Genomic DNA, 14705 nt, shown 5'->3' with positions numbered 1-14705 from the left:
TCCCGCTTTCTTCCTTTATTTTCTTTTCTTTTATAAGTTTTTCCGAACATATAGATGGGTATTTGAATGTTATGACACAGAAAAAGAGGCGATCTTATGCTACATTTCATAACAGACTTACTGAAACAATTTGGAATTTGGGGACTTTTAAGCGGACTGGCCATTGAGGCTTCCTCCCTGCCGTTTCCCGGTTCTCTTCTCACCCTTACCTACGGATACTTATTAAACATGCACATAGTGAAATTGTTATTAATCGCTCTTGCAGGAAGCGCCGTTTATACAGCTTTTAGTTTTATACCGTATGGGATAGGCTATAAATTAGAGGATAAGGTAAAGAAAAAATTATCAAAAAAGAAAAAAGCATTTGAGAAATCACAAAAATGGTTTAAAAAATGCGGATTATGGAGTATTGCGATTGCTCGTCCTTTAGGGCTCGGCAACTACATTTCCTACCTTTCAGGGCTATCTAAAGTGAAACCTATGCCGTTTGCTCTGCTCACATTTCTTGGTATCTTTCCTTTGAATATTGCCATGCTTTGGTTAGGGCAAATCGGAAACTTTAAGTCCATTCAATCTTTTATTTCAGATGCACAAACCTATATTTTAATTGCAGCGGTAGTGGCTGTATGCGGATTTTTAATTTATAAGTTCTATTTTAAAAAAAACAGCTGCAGCGAACAGTCTAGTTCAACGTAAGAGTATAAAAAAAGACCCTTTGGGGTCTTTTTTTATCAGATAGAAATAACACCTAAAATTAATGCAGCTATTGTCATCACTGCCGTAGTTCCTAGCGCCCACTTAATTAAAAAGCGTTGCAAATCACTAAATTCAATTCCTACCATTCCAATTAATAAGTGAGCTGCTGCTACCAAGGGACTTATCACGTGAACAGGTTGTCCTAAGATAGCAGCTCTTCCAATTTCAGCTGCGCTAATGCCATAACTTTCGGCAGCTTGAGCAATAATTGGCAATACGCCAAAATAAAAGGCATTATTAGACATAAAAAATGTAAAAGGAGCACTTAAAAATGCTACTATAACTGGCAAAAAAGGACCCATTGCATCTGGGATTATTCCTACAAGTGTACTTGCCATAGCATCAATCATCTTTGTTCCAGACATAATTCCTGTAAAAATACCTGCTGCAATAACAATTGAAACGACGGCTACCGCATTATTTGCATGAGATGAAATTCGCTGCTGTTGATCTTTGATGTTTGGATAATTTATTAATAATGCAATAGCAAACGCTACCATGAACAAAAGCATCAGCGACATAAAGTCCATAATTAAGCACACCATAAGACTAACGGTAAGGAGAAAATTAAACCATACTAACTTAGGACGTCGATAGTCTAAATGTTGCGCTATTCCCTCTAATTCATCTGCATGTGCGATTTCATTTGCAGAATGTTTAATATTGATAACTCCTAACCTTTTTCTTTCCCTTCTTCCAAGGACAACAGAAACAAATAGCACCCATAGAAGTCCAAAACCCATTACAGGTATTAAAGGCAAAAACAACTGAGACGAATCTAAATTTAATGAACTCATAGCCATAGCAGAAGCACCTCCCCACGGAGTCATATTCATAACTCCCATAGATAGCATCGCAATTCCTGCTAGGATAAGCGGATTCATTTCTAGCCGTTTATATAATGGAAGCAAAGAAGAGACCGTTATCATATAGGTAGTAGTTCCATCGCCATCTAAAGCAACCATCATTGAAAGCACAGCAGTTCCGACAACGATTTTTAGAGGATCTCCTTTTACAACCTTTAAAATGAATGAAACGAGAGGGTCAAACAATCCTGAATCAATCATTAATCCAAAATATAAAATAGCAAATAAAATCATAATAGCTGTAGGAGCAATATCTTTTACACCCTCTAGCATCATAGGTCCCATTCCGCTAGCAAAACCGCCTATTAAACCAAATATAATTGGAATAATGATAAGAGCAACCATTGGGGTAAGTCGCTTTGACATAATTAAATACATGAATACTGCAACCATTAAAAATCCTAATAAAGAAAGCACGGATATTTTTCCTCCTTTTTGATAACGGTTTCATTTTTGTTTGCTACACGTTACTAAAAAGGTATCACTTGTTAAAGCAGGTTCATAGATAACTAACATAAGTTTAATATCTTTTATAAAAGTAATTTTTTTCATTTTTTTCATGCATCATTTCTACATAAAAACGAGATAGCGGACAAAGAACCGCTATCTCGTTTTTATGTAAAACTAGTTACTCGGTATTTCCGCTCAGGCCTCCCTACACTTCCATACACTATTTCCACCTGCATTTCTTTACAAGATACTAAATACTCTAAATACCTTCTCATTGTTGAATAACTGATACCTACTAGTTGAGCAAACTCATCTACATTCAAGCTCTGCTGAACTTCGCGAACTTTATCTCTTACTAAACGAAGAGTATGTTTATCAATCCCCTTAGGAAGTTCTGTTACTGCAGCTGCTGATTGAGTATGGCGGTTATGACGCGTTCTAAATAAATGGTCTATTTTATCTTGGTTAATCATTTTATTTTCGGTTAATTCTATTCTCGTAGACTGATAATGTTTTAAAGTAGATAAAAATTTATCAATAATTACAGGTTTCACCAAATAACCAAATGCTCCTCCTCTTATTGCTTCCCCTACTGTTTCAACATCATTGGCTGCCGTTATTAAAATAATATCGATTCCTCGATACTTCTTTCTGATTTCCCACAGCAGCTCCACTCCGTTGATATCTGGTAAAAAGACGTCTAATAAAATTAATTGCGGCGTAAATATTGTTAGTAGTTCTAAAGCCTGTTCTCCAGATCCTGCTGTCGCAACAACAGTAAAATGCTCTAGTTTCTTAGTAAATTGTTCATAAATTTGTGCAGCTGTAGAATCATCTTCTATAATCATGACATTAATTTGATTTTCAGTCATATCGATTCTTCCTTTTCATTATTTAATAGCTTTGGGATAACTAATGTGAATCTTGCTCCTTGTAACATACTTTTGCTTATGTATAGTTCACCTTTAAGCAGCTCTACAGATCTTTTAACAATAGTCAATCCAATTCCGTGATTTTCACCTTTTTTCGTTGTGTAACCATCTATAAAAATCATATTTTCTACTTCTTTTGATATCCCTGGTCCATTATCTTCAACTTCAAAAATCAGGTCATTTCCTACATCTGTAAAAGATACCAGCACGTTCCCTTTATGTTCTCGCACAGCCTCGAGCGCATTATCGATTAAATTCCCCAAGATAGAAACAACGTTTTTTGCGTCTTCGATATCTAAAGTACTTGTTAAGTTACTATCTTGGTCAATTTCTAAAGTGACGTCTAATTCTTTCGAACGATTGATCTTTCCAAGTAAGCATGCTGCAATCAAAGGATCTTTTACAGAAGACATTAAAAAAGAAATAATATCTTGGCGTTCCTTTACCTCTGATGAAATCATTTGCATGACATGCTCATACTTCTTTAACTTTAACAATCCATAAATCACGTTCAGCTTATTTAAAAATTCATGATTTTGAGCACGTAAATTATCAGAAAACATTTTAATTTTAGAAATTTCTTCTGTCAATTCTTCAATTTGAGATAAAGTTCTTATAGTAAGGACGATACCCTGCACTTCTTTTTTTCTTACAATAGGAGATAAATCTAAAATATACTGCTGACCATCTAATACAAGGGACTGGTTAGAATACACCCGCTGCTTTTCTATCGCTTGATCAATTAGCTGTCCTAAACGGGCGTTCTTTATCTCTCCTCCTATTTGAAGATGACCAAATAGTTCTCTGGCCCTTCTGTTCATCGACGTTACATATTTTTCAACATTTACAGTAACAGTAGCATCTTGAATAGATTCAAGGGTAGCCTCTTTTTCTTTAAAAAGAAAGGAAATCTCCTCCGGTTCCAGTCCAAATATTAGTCTTTTTACCCGCCTTGCAATGAAAAAAGCTCCAAATGCTCCAATAAGAAAAGGAATACAGGACAATTTAATGATTTTTATTCTATAATCATTAATCTGTTTTTCTATATTGCTTACAAGAAACCCTACTGACGAAACGCCTATTACGTTTCCTCGGCTATCCCATATGGGGGTCTTGGCTTTAATTGCAAATCCTGAAATTCCTTTTCCTTTATAAATAATGGATTGATGCTCCTTTAAAGAAGCTTCGTTGCTTGTTTTGGTATGTTTTCCAATATAGCTACTATTGGGATGAGAATAGCGGATTCCTTTATCATTAGCGATGGTGACGTAATCTGCCCCAGTGGTTTTTCTTATTTTTTCTGCAACAGGTTGGATGTGCTCAGAAGGATTTTTATTCTTAAAAGCTTTTACAATCATTTTGTCTTCAGAAGCTAATTTTGCTACTGTCATAGCTTGCTTACCTACATATTTTTCAACAATTTCATCTATCATTGCAGAAAATAAAATGCATACAAGGACGGTACTCACAAGAATAACTACCGTAATAAGCAATGTAATTTGGGCAAGTAAACTAGGTCTTCTATTCACATTAAGAAAACGCATACATTCCTCCTTTTAATGAAATGAAATTTCGGCTGTTGTTTCAAGTGTAGCATAAAAGAAAAAAAGTTTAGCACCCAACTTCAAATGTTTATAAATAGACGTCTAAAGGGAAAAATAAATCGAATAAACGCTTGACTTAAAGTATACTTTAACAATTATAATCAATTGGAAAACATCGAAAATGGAGGAATCAACATGAAATATACAGTAATCACTGGCGCAAGTTCAGGAATTGGATATGAAACAGCTTTAGCTTTTGCAGCACGTGGAAAAAATCTTATATTGGCTGCACGTAGAGAGGACAAGCTAGAAGAGTTAAAAAGAAAAATTGAAGAACTGAACCAAGATGTAAATGTTATTGTCCAGTCGGTTGATTTATCCGTGGCAGAAAATGCTCATACGTTTTATGAGTCACTCAAAGAGTATGAATTAGAAACTTGGATTAACAATGCTGGATTCGGAAACTTTGCTTCTGTCGGTGAACAAAAATTAACTAAAATTGAAACAATGCTTCATTTAAATATCGAAGCCTTAACCATTCTTTCTTCTCTATTTGTAAGAGATTATGAAAACGTTGAAGGTACACAGCTTATTAATGTCTCTTCTGGAGGCGGCTACACCATTGTTGCTGATGCAGTCACTTATTGCGCAACAAAATTCTACGTAAGTGCATTTACAGAAGGTCTTTCTCAAGAATTAAAAGGAAGAGGAGCAAAAATGCAGGCTAAAGTTCTAGCTCCGGCGGCTACTGAAACAGAATTTGCACAGCGTTCGATGGATATGAGTGATTTTGAATACGAAGGACGAGTACCTAAGTTTCATACGTCAAAAGAAATGGCTGCTTTTATGCTGGACCTTTATGATAGCAATAAAACGGTAGGGCTTGTAGATGGAGTGACTTACGAATTTCAATTAAAAGATCCTATCTATCCATACGCAGACAGAGCAACAAGTTCAGATTCTTAAACGAAAAACACCCTTCCAAGGGTGTTTTTTTATGGCCGTTTAAATGAGTAACTATCTTGTTTATGTAATGAAGATGCTTAAAGATAATCTTTTCCTATTTATCTTTCCACGCTTGACTTCCTAATTTTTGTGTTGCTTTTTGTACATACTAACCGAACGGAGGTGACGAAAATGGGTACAAAAAAATCTGCTAACCGCGGTCAAGTAGCTCCTGGAGTTAACCCTCAAGGACACGGAAAAGATGTTGAATTTTCAACAGAACCGAAAAGTGAACTTGAAAACAAAGCGAAAAAGTCAAATACAAAAATTTAATTAACAAGGAGAAGATCACTCTTCTCCTCTCTTCCTCTTAATTACTTTTTCGAAAACGAAACTCCCCAGATTGTTGACTCCTTTCTGCTTCTTACGAAGCTACATCAATAGTATAAAAAAGTATACTATACAACAAAAATGTGCGTACTTGTTAGAATGATTTATATGAATTATGATAAATCTGCAAACGGATTTTATGACAAATTGTATGTTAACTGGCTGTTAATTGTAAGCTATACGGGGTATAGATTACTCTGAACAGTTCATCACTAAATATTTTTCACAGAAAGGTTGTTTACACATGAACCATACAGATAAAAAACAAGAAATTTTAGACGCATTTAACTTTCGTCATGCTACAAAAGAGTTTGATCCAACGAAGAAAATTTCCGATGAAGATTTTCAATTCATTTTAGAAACAGGGCGCTTATCTCCAAGCTCAGTAGGTTATGAGCCATGGAAGTTTTTAGTCGTTGAAAATAAAGATTTAAAAGAAAAATTAAAAGCTGTTTCTTGGGGAGCACAAGGTCAAATTCCTACAGCAAGTCATTTTGTTATTATTCTTTCTCGTACAGACGCAAGATATGACTCTGAATATGTGTTGAATCTTCAAAAAAACGTAAAAGAAATGCCGGATGATGTATTAGAGACATTAATGCCTCGTTATAAAGATTTCCAAGAAAATGATTTTCATTTGTTCGAAAGCAAGCGAGCACTATTTGATTGGGCTAGCAAACAATCTTATATTGCACTAGCTAATATGATGACATCAGCTGCTCAAATTGGTATTGATTCTTGTCCGATTGAAGGATTTAACTATGACCAAGTACACGAAATTCTAAAAGAAGAAGGATTACTAGAAGACGGTAAGTTTGATATTTCCGTTATGGTTGCGTTCGGCTACCGAATTCATGAACCTAAACGCGGAAAAACGAGAAGAAGTATGGATCAAGTTGTACAGTGGGTAAAATAAGAAACGAAAAACGAAGGGGTGACATTGCGTCACTCCTTCGTTTTTATATTTTTATATGCTGTTATAAAGGCAGAAGGATCGGTTTGTATGGTATAAGCGAACATCCCTTGATTTGTATGTAAGTATAAAAAGCCGCTGTCTTTTGAAACGCATTTGTAAGAGATGTCAAATACGTCATTAATGTGGAAGCAATCGTTTTGTGTTTCAATACTATCAGCGTATAAACACATGTCTTTTGAATGCTGAATTGTCACCTTTTGTGTTCGTTTTATTTTTCTTTCAACGTATGTATAAGGAATCATAGAAATAATGCTCATAGCACCCCTCAACTCCCTTCCTCATGAATGAATGTATGTTTTTCTTTTAAAAGCCAAAACACCTTGTTAACTAAACTCTATCACTTACCAAAAAGCAATTCCAGAAAGAGTATTTCTGGAATTGCTTTTAAGATTGCTGCTCTTTATTTTCTTCACCTTTGCAAAAGTCGATATTACTGTTTGTCATAGAGGCAATAGCAGGAGAGCCGTTTCCAAACGAAAAACAAGCTCCTACCGATTTTGTATTTGCTGTGTGACTATTTTGTACAACACAGCCTACGCTTACGTTCGAGTTGTCTTTTAACCCGTTAGTCACGATATTTTCAACGTTAATAATACAGCCCATTTTAACACCTCTTTCGTTTCTATTAACGTATGTCATCTCTGCATATATGTATAGGATGTTCGCCTATTATTGATAAGTTGTTTGCTGCAAAATAGAAAAAAAGAATCTTCGTATATCCTTTAAGCAGAGAAGACACTAAAGTGATGTCTTCTCCTTCAGTGAATTTAACTTTTTACAGCTTTTTCCCAGTCTGATGCAAATTTTTCAATTCCTTGCTCTGTTAACGGGTGTTTTACTAATTGTTCAATTACGGCATACGGAATTGTAGCAATATGAGCCCCAGCAAGAGCTACTCGTGTGACGTGATCTGGGTGTCTGACTGACGCTGCTATAATTTGTGAGTCAATGTGTTGAATTCGAAATAGCTCTGCAATTCGAGATACCAGATAAACACCGTCTTCTGAAATATCGTCTAAGCGTCCTAAAAATGGCGATACGTATGTGGCACCGGCACGAGCTGCTAGAAGCGCTTGATTTACTGTAAAAATTAACGTTACGTTTGTTTTTACGCCTTTTTTAGCTAGATAACGGGTTGCTTCCAATCCAGCAATGGTCATAGGAAGTTTAATCGTTATATTTTTGTCTCCTCCATTAATTTTTATCAGCTCTTCTGCTTGAGCAATCATGTCATCTGCTGTTACTGTGTCGGGCGTGACTTCTGCTGAAACGGATTCTACTTCCGGGACGGTTTTTAAAATTTCTTCGATGCGATCTTTAAACTTTACGCCTTCTTTAGCTACTAGCGAAGGGTTTGTGGTAACACCTGATAATACTCCAATTTTATATGCTTTTTTAATATCTTCCAGGTTAGCTGTATCAATAAAAAATTTCATCCTATATTCCTCCACTCGTTATGATAAAAACAGCTTTTCAGGGGCGTTTTTGCATGACTTTATGTTCAAATGGAATTGCCCTCTTCATATTGTCTTCATAAAATAAAATTTATTTCCTTTCAAATGCTGTATGTTTTTCTCCAAGTTTTCCCTTCCTTAAATTCATCGGAATAACTTTTATTTGCATGTATCATACTAATGGTGTTGAAAAACCCCTCATATACTCCACTAAAAAACCTTCAGTATTTATGCTGAAGGTTGAAATACATTCTATTCTTAATTTTTTAATCCTCTATAGCGAGCTGTTTTTAATTCTTGAACGTAGGGTTCAAAATCCGGCATCTCTACAGCTCTCGCCAATTCGATAGCCTTTTCAATATCGTATGGAATACGTACAAATTGAATAGAAAATGCTGAAGAACTTTCGTCTTGATCCTTTCCTTCTAAGATAAGATAAGAAGCTTGTGGTAAATCAAGCGGGTTTCCTACACTTCCTACATTGCATAGCGTTTTCCCTTTAATATGTTGAATAAATGCATTATGTACATCTCCGTAACAGATAACATCTGGCTCTCTTGATCCTTTTATATTTTCCGTATATTCCGTATTAGCAAATAGACTAAGGCGCTTTTCAAGTGAATCCCAGGGTTGAATTCGATCATAAAGACTTCTAGGTGAAGCGTGAAACATTCTAATTAATTTTCCGCTCATCATAAACTCAACGGAAAAAGGAAGTTCCTTTAAGTATGCCTCTTGGGCTGAACTTAACTTCTTCTGATGCCATTTCAACGCTTCGAATTCCGCAGGCTTTGTAATGAAGTCATCCCAGTTTCCCATTACTGTTACTTCGCACTTTTCTTTTATGATATCAATCGCTTTACTTGAATCCGGTCCTTTTCCTACTAAATCACCTAGACAAATGATGCGATGGATATCTCGCTGTTGTATGTCAGCTAAAACTGCTTCTAATGCAGGAAGATTTCCGTGGATATCTGAAATAACAGCAATTTTGTCCATTGATTCCTCCACTCCTTTTTCATATGTATGTATTCAATTCTTTTCTTTATTATAACATTTTATAATAAGACCGTTTACTAAAACGTGTTCTCTTCATTTAACAAACAACGGTATAATTCGAATGGACATAAAAGGGAGGAATAAGAAGTGGATTTTTATAGATCAAGAAGAAATCTGTTTTCCTTATTTATTAACATAAAATAAAGGAGTACTGTAATATATTTATACGAGTACTCCTTTATTGGTAGTAAGGTAGTAAGGTAGTATAGAGAGTCGTAAGATACCTCATTTATCTTGCGACTTTTGGTTTACAACTTATTGAACACCAACTGCGTCAAATGACTTGCCTACTGAAATTACTTCTTGAGAGCCTGAACCGTATAGATCAGCAGCAGCTTGTACTAAACCTGCACGCGCTTGGCTAAACGTTGTAGACTGAGTGAAGTATAGCGTATTAGCACGGTAATAAATTTTCCCTAGCTTATCGCCGCCGATGCCTGTTACAGTAACCCCGTAATGCGTTCCTCCGTTAGCTAGCAAGTAGGCAGCTTTGTTGATAATACCGCTGTTTGTATGAACTCCGCCGTTGTCACTAGAACCTGTATAGCGCTTTGAATAATGATCCGGATCTCCATATTTCGCTGGGTTGCTCATTGAACGAAGCGCATCACCGCTTGTACCAGGCGTATAAATATCTTCTCCAATTTCCCAATCTGGATTACGGTTGTCATAGTATTCTACCAATGTTCCGAAAATATCGGAAATTGCTTCGTTCAATGCACCTGATTCATATTGATAGATTAAATTAGAACTTCTTTCTGTGACCGCATGCGTCAATTCATGTCCAATAACATCTAATCCTCCTGATAGCGGAACAAAAGTAGTTCCATCTCCATCTCCGTATACCATTTGGGAGCCATTCCAAAACGCATTATTGTAGCCGCTACTATAATGAACAGTCGATTTTAGCGGAGCTCCTGCATTGTCATAGGAGTTGCGGTTAAATTTGTTTTTATAATAATCATATGTCACGCCTGCATAATAGTGAGCATCTACTGCAGCTGCATCGCGGGTTGCATTATACGTATTATCCGTGTCTGCCCATAGTGCACCTGGCAGAGATGTACGATTTTTTGCATCATACGTATAGATTGTCGCCCCTCTTGTATTATCTTGTAAGTAGTAAGTAGAACTAGATAACGTTGTCTTTAAAGATTTAGTATCTCCAAGCACTCCTTTACCTGAGCCAATAGCATTTGTTCCTGTTACAGGTTTCGCTGCCGGCTTTGCCGCTTGCTTCACATCGGCTTTTGGACCAGCTACGGAATCAATCGTATTGTACTTATCTAGCACTTTACCGCTAATAGCATCAACAAAGTAATAATAGTTGCCTGGTTCAGGGCTTAAGAAATTTAAATTTACTACATAAGCATACGTTGTGTCTGAACCATTTTGATAAACATACAGTTCAGATGAAGGGGATTTTTCATATGTCGGTTTAAAGCCTAAGTCTTTTTCAGCTGCTTGAATCGCCTTTTTGCTGTCAACTTGTTTCTGTCCTTTTAGCTTTTCCTTTTTATCTAAATCAGGAGCTACTGTACCTGATACAACTTTTAAGGTTCCATCTTTCGCTACGTGTGCTAATTGAGTAGATCCCCAAACAGGAATATTATTATATACCTGCTGCAAGCGTACAACGGTTGCTTGTTCAACGGGATCTTTCACTACTTCTGTCACTTTAAATGAGTTTTGAGCATTTTCGTTTCCTAATTTATATTTGTCTTTATTTGTATTCATATAATGAAATACGACGTCTTGAGCTTTCTGTGATGATGGGCCTGAAAGCTTTCCAGAAATAAACTCAGGAGATTTAATTTCTTTGTTATACTTTTCGGTTGAAAGTACATTATTTGGCGCGGCACTGCTCGTATGTGCAAAAGCAAATGATGAAGAAAGGATACCAACTGATAATAATACCTTTAAAGCCTGTTTTTTCTTTTTCATAGTTTTTTCTCCCTATCCCTAGTAAATTTAATTACCGCAATTTTTCTGTTAATTGTGATAATTAGCAACATTATAGCAACTAAAAATTACTACGTCTATATATTATTTTAATATTCCTATTATTATGAAAATTAAGAATAAATCTTTTGCAATAAGTCTTTTTTACCTATTTAAACTATATGAAAATCATTTATGTTGATTTTCATACAAGTAAAATAATTCTTCAAGTCAGCTGATAAAAACTAGCGGCCTATGGAGTATTATTCGGTCTTACTATCAGTCCTGAGAAGCATTTTACAAAAATTACTTATAAGGAAAATTATAAATTCCAGACCATTTTTGAGGCTTAAATCTACTCTACCTCTTCTTTTTTTTATTTTTTTAATCTATTAATTAAATTTTTTGTATGTTTTTTATGTACATGCACAACATTATTTTATTATAGTACTGCCCTTCTTATGAACATAAAAAAGCACGAATCTACTAAAATCTTTGTAAATCCGTGCTTTTTCTGTTTATTTCAAGCATGTACAACCAACGATAACTAATAAAACAAATAGTACAACGATTAATGCAAAACCGCCACCGTAACTACCGTAGCCGCCGTAGCCATAACCACCGCCGTAACCCCAGTTGTAAAATCCCATTTCACTTCACCTCCGTAGCCTGTTTACTCTATAGCATATGTACAGGCTAGAAAAAATGCTCGCCCATTTATCGCCCTTTTATGACGATAAAAAAAAGACTGAGACATAACGAAATCACTCCAATCAACCGCTAGAAGCAACCAGCTAGATTAAACCCATGTTCACCATAACAATAAAAAGATCCGAACGATGAATCGTTCGGATCTCCCTTCAACTAAAATACTTTTGTCACAGCCTCTTTTAAGATAACAAATATTAACTTATTTACTTTTAGAAGCTTGTTCTTTAAAGCGAAGTATGTAATATGGAACAATACAGATAACCGCCAAAACAAGAGCCGTTAAACTGACTATGCGGGGATTATTAAGCCCAAAAGAATAGTCTCCAAAAGATGCTCCAATCGCAATAATAGCAAAAATAATATACAGAATACGAAATATGTTAATCCACTTTTTCTGTTTAATCGTAACCACTCCTTTGCTTATTTTACTCCAACATAGAATATTATAACTTTACTAAACAACTTGTTGCAAAATTTCTTCTCCCTTTGACTGATTACCTTTTATTCTAACGGTAAACAAATTTCTACACTCGTCCCTTTGTTTACTTCACTTTCAATACTAAGAGTTCCTTTATGTTGTTGGATAATATTAAAGCAGATCATTAACCCTAACCCGATTCCGTCTTCTTTAATACTGTAAAATGGTTCACCTAAATGTTTGATGCGTTCTTTTGAAATTCCTACACCTTCATCAATAATTTGAATATGAATATGATTGTTGTCCTTTTTTCTCAGCTCAACTTTAATTTCTCCTCCGGAAGGCATTGCTTCAATCGCATTCTTAAGAATGTTTATGAACACCTGTTTCATTTGATTGCTTTCACAATATACAAAAGGCATTTCTCCATATGAGTTAAGTTCAATAAAGATGTTTTTCATGGTTGCTTGAGGCTGCAGCAATAAAATCACTTGTTGAATTAACAGCTGCAAATCAATCGACTGAAATGTTACGGCCTGTGGTTTTGCCACAGACATGAATTCCTCAGTAATCATTTCAATACGCTCAATTTCAGAGGATATAATGTTCATATAGGTTAACTCTTCTTTACTCGCTTTTTCAGTTAATAACTGCATAAACCCTTTGATGGCTGTTAAAGGATTTCTAATTTCATGAGCAATAGCTGTAGCAAGCTGCCCGACCGCTGCTAATTTCTCAGATTTCTGCAGCAGCTCTTCTGTTTTTAAGTACTCTGTTCTGTCTCTTGAAACAATAAGAAGCACTTTTTTGTTTTCTATATTGAACAACTTTCCACTATATTCTAGTTTTTTTATTTCGCCGGACTTAAACGTAAACTGTGATTGCAGCGTAAAAGAAAGATTTCCGTTGCGAATTTCTTCGACTGTTTTTTGAACAATGTCAGAATCTCTAGGTATGATATCGTGGCAAGGCATGGATAAAAGCTCTTCTCTCGCATATCCAAAGCGCTTACATCCAGCTTCATTTACTTCAACAAAACGAGAAGGAAAATGATCCGATCCTATTTCAAGTAAATAAATTGCGTCGTTTGCGTACTCAAATAACGTGCGATATTTCAACTCACTTTCTTTAAGCCTACGATGCAGCAAGTCAAGCTCTTCCTTTGCTTTTTTAGCTTCAGATATATCCACGCATACTCCAGACAAACCTACCAACTCATCTTTCCCATTAAAAATTGGAGAAATGGTGATGCGAAGGTCTACTAAACTTCCATCTTTACGAGCTCTTACAACTTCTACTCGATTGATTGCCTCTTTTTCAGCAACAGTCTTTTTTATATTCTCATGTACATCCTCACTAAAAGCTCCTGCTATATCGTAATATTTTTTTCCAATGACTTCATGGGATTTCCAGCCATATACTTTTTCATAAGCTTCATTAACTCGCAAGATTCGCCCTTCTAAATCAGTTATAATAACCGCATCCATGTGATGATTAATAAAAGACTCCAGCTGTTCTTTCGTATATTCTAGTTCTTTTTTCATTATTCTGACAAAAAAAGAATCTTCTTCATCCTTACATGAATCTGATCCAGCATAAGCAGCTTCTTCTGCTACAGCGTAAAATTTACGATAAAATTCTATCGTCGCTACAGCTACTCCCAGTCCGAGAATCCCGAACACTAAATATTCTATTTCGCTATAAAACGGCGACTGAATAGGTGTATTCCAGAAGTAATTTGTTAGTAAGATATGAACGATAAAATGAATAAAGAAACAAAGAAGAGATTGTTTTAATAAAGAAAACTGCTTTCTATATCGAATAAGAGGAAGGGAAAACAAAAAGGTAAAAATTAAAATTAAGATAGTCAGTAACCAATGACTTTCTAAATAGATACTGCACACGGCCATAGTGATACCTGCAACTGCACCGGCTCTATAACCAAAGTACAGAACGGTCAAAATAAGAGGAAGGAAACGTAAATCATATGTAATTTGTTGATACGTAACGCTATATACCATAAGAATAGCAGAAACAATACTTGCATAAATACCACTCATCCATTTGTATTTATGGGCTAGACGCTGTAACAAAAATATTCTTATCGCAATCATAATACTAACAAAAAACGAAAAAATACATAAGTTAACAAATAATCCGCTACTAATCACTCCTTCTATTCCTCCTTTACTTGTAAATATGCGTAAAATAATTCCCTTATATAGAGAGTGTAACATGAATAAGCGCTGCTATTTATAAAATT

At 35.4% G+C, this 14705-nt stretch carries 14 protein-coding genes and 1 pseudogene; 4 read left to right on the top strand and 11 right to left on the bottom strand.

Annotation, left to right across the window (positions count from 1 at the left end):
* Positions 1-96: 96 nt before the first annotated feature.
* Entirely contained in the window at positions 97-696 is a 600-nt protein-coding gene (locus tag ACFX4R_RS12565; protein WP_043982455.1) for a DedA family protein, read from the top strand.
* Between the two features lie 35 nt (positions 697-731).
* Here ACFX4R_RS12565 and ACFX4R_RS12560 read toward each other — a convergent pair whose 3' ends face one another.
* The 3 genes from ACFX4R_RS12560 to ACFX4R_RS12550 all read right to left on the bottom strand — a co-directional run bounded on the left by ACFX4R_RS12560 (position 732) and on the right by ACFX4R_RS12550 (position 4548).
* Positions 732-2039, bottom strand: a complete 1308-nt coding sequence (locus ACFX4R_RS12560) for a CitMHS family transporter (protein WP_377569688.1) — start codon at positions 2037-2039, stop codon at positions 732-734.
* 197 nt (positions 2040-2236) lie between these two features.
* Positions 2237-2944: a response regulator gene (locus ACFX4R_RS12555; RefSeq protein WP_162214241.1), complete on the bottom strand. Its 708-nt coding sequence runs from the start codon at positions 2942-2944 to the stop codon at positions 2237-2239.
* Positions 2941-4548 carry an ATP-binding protein gene (locus tag ACFX4R_RS12550; protein ID WP_162214240.1) on the bottom strand — a complete coding sequence of 536 codons (1608 nt, stop codon included), beginning with the start codon at positions 4546-4548 and terminating at the stop codon, positions 2941-2943. The genes ACFX4R_RS12555 and ACFX4R_RS12550 overlap by 4 nt, the downstream gene beginning before the upstream one ends.
* Before the next feature lie 195 nt (positions 4549-4743).
* Between ACFX4R_RS12550 and ACFX4R_RS12545 the strand changes: the two genes are divergently transcribed.
* The 3 genes from ACFX4R_RS12545 (at position 4744) to ACFX4R_RS12535 (ending at position 6799) form a co-directional block, all read left to right on the top strand.
* Complete coding sequence (locus ACFX4R_RS12545) at positions 4744-5514, top strand: SDR family NAD(P)-dependent oxidoreductase (protein ID WP_165575133.1); 771 nt, start codon at positions 4744-4746, stop codon at positions 5512-5514.
* Positions 5515-5685: 171 nt separating this feature from the next.
* Positions 5686-5826 (top strand): small, acid-soluble spore protein L, encoded by a 141-nt coding sequence (gene sspL, locus ACFX4R_RS12540; protein ID WP_013057030.1) that lies wholly within the window; start codon positions 5686-5688, stop codon positions 5824-5826.
* Positions 5827-6127: 301 nt separating this feature from the next.
* Positions 6128-6799: an NAD(P)H-dependent oxidoreductase gene (locus tag ACFX4R_RS12535; protein WP_043982446.1), complete on the top strand. Its 672-nt coding sequence runs from the start codon at positions 6128-6130 to the stop codon at positions 6797-6799.
* A 29-nt stretch (positions 6800-6828) separates the two neighbouring features.
* Here ACFX4R_RS12535 and ACFX4R_RS12530 read toward each other — a convergent pair whose 3' ends face one another.
* The 8 genes and pseudogenes from ACFX4R_RS12530 to ACFX4R_RS12495 all read right to left on the bottom strand — a co-directional run bounded on the left by ACFX4R_RS12530 (position 6829) and on the right by ACFX4R_RS12495 (position 14613).
* Entirely contained in the window at positions 6829-7116 is a 288-nt protein-coding gene (locus tag ACFX4R_RS12530; protein WP_043982444.1) for a hypothetical protein, read from the bottom strand.
* A gap of 127 nt (positions 7117-7243) precedes the next feature.
* On the bottom strand, positions 7244-7462 hold the full coding sequence (locus ACFX4R_RS12525; protein WP_377569685.1) for a spore germination protein: 219 nt from the start codon (positions 7460-7462) through the stop codon (positions 7244-7246).
* 164 nt (positions 7463-7626) lie between these two features.
* Complete coding sequence (gene fsa, locus ACFX4R_RS12520; protein WP_043982442.1) at positions 7627-8295, bottom strand: fructose-6-phosphate aldolase; 669 nt, start codon at positions 8293-8295, stop codon at positions 7627-7629.
* 276 nt (positions 8296-8571) lie between these two features.
* The gene (locus ACFX4R_RS12515) at positions 8572-9312 is read right to left on the bottom strand and encodes a metallophosphoesterase family protein (RefSeq protein WP_043982440.1); all 741 of its coding nucleotides are present in this window, start codon (positions 9310-9312) and stop codon (positions 8572-8574) included.
* Between the two features lie 315 nt (positions 9313-9627).
* A pseudogene (locus tag ACFX4R_RS12510) lies at positions 9628-11226 on the bottom strand (M4 family metallopeptidase); the annotation flags it as partial.
* A 605-nt stretch (positions 11227-11831) separates the two neighbouring features.
* Positions 11832-11963, bottom strand: a complete 132-nt coding sequence (locus ACFX4R_RS12505) for a YjcZ family sporulation protein (RefSeq protein WP_016764087.1) — start codon at positions 11961-11963, stop codon at positions 11832-11834.
* A 260-nt stretch (positions 11964-12223) separates the two neighbouring features.
* Positions 12224-12436, bottom strand: a complete 213-nt coding sequence (locus ACFX4R_RS12500) for a hypothetical protein (protein WP_013083131.1) — start codon at positions 12434-12436, stop codon at positions 12224-12226.
* An 89-nt stretch (positions 12437-12525) separates the two neighbouring features.
* A complete protein-coding gene (locus ACFX4R_RS12495; RefSeq protein WP_377569682.1) occupies positions 12526-14613 on the bottom strand; it encodes a PAS domain S-box protein in 2088 nt (695 codons plus the stop codon).
* Positions 14614-14705: the final 92 nt, after the last annotated feature.

This window comes from Priestia sp. YIM B13490, from assembly GCF_042787735.1.
In the GTDB taxonomy this organism is placed as follows: Bacteria; Bacillota; Bacilli; order Bacillales; family Bacillaceae_H; genus Priestia; species Priestia megaterium.
The sequence above is the reverse complement of the archived record's forward strand: the minus strand, read 5'-3'. Positions and strand labels throughout refer to the sequence as shown.

Excerpts from the sequence above, each read along its gene's own strand:
- ACFX4R_RS12565 (WP_043982455.1), top strand. The coding sequence starts at position 97 with ATGCTACATTTCATAACAGACTTACTGAAACAATTTGGAATTTGGGGA.
- ACFX4R_RS12545 (WP_165575133.1), top strand. The coding sequence starts at position 4,744 with ATGAAATATACAGTAATCACTGGCGCAAGTTCAGGAATTGGATATGAA.
- sspL (WP_013057030.1), top strand. The coding sequence starts at position 5,686 with ATGGGTACAAAAAAATCTGCTAACCGCGGTCAAGTAGCTCCTGGAGTT.
- ACFX4R_RS12525 (WP_377569685.1), bottom strand. The coding sequence starts at position 7,462 with ATGGGCTGTATTATTAACGTTGAAAATATCGTGACTAACGGGTTAAAA.
- ACFX4R_RS12505 (WP_016764087.1), bottom strand. The coding sequence starts at position 11,963 with ATGGGATTTTACAACTGGGGTTACGGCGGTGGTTATGGCTACGGCGGC.
- ACFX4R_RS12555 (WP_162214241.1), bottom strand. The coding sequence starts at position 2,944 with ATGACTGAAAATCAAATTAATGTCATGATTATAGAAGATGATTCTACA.
- ACFX4R_RS12530 (WP_043982444.1), bottom strand. The coding sequence starts at position 7,116 with ATGAGCATTATTTCTATGATTCCTTATACATACGTTGAAAGAAAAATA.
- ACFX4R_RS12515 (WP_043982440.1), bottom strand. The coding sequence starts at position 9,312 with ATGGACAAAATTGCTGTTATTTCAGATATCCACGGAAATCTTCCTGCA.
- ACFX4R_RS12550 (WP_162214240.1), bottom strand. The coding sequence starts at position 4,548 with ATGCGTTTTCTTAATGTGAATAGAAGACCTAGTTTACTTGCCCAAATT.
- ACFX4R_RS12535 (WP_043982446.1), top strand. The coding sequence starts at position 6,128 with ATGAACCATACAGATAAAAAACAAGAAATTTTAGACGCATTTAACTTT.
- fsa (WP_043982442.1), bottom strand. The coding sequence starts at position 8,295 with ATGAAATTTTTTATTGATACAGCTAACCTGGAAGATATTAAAAAAGCA.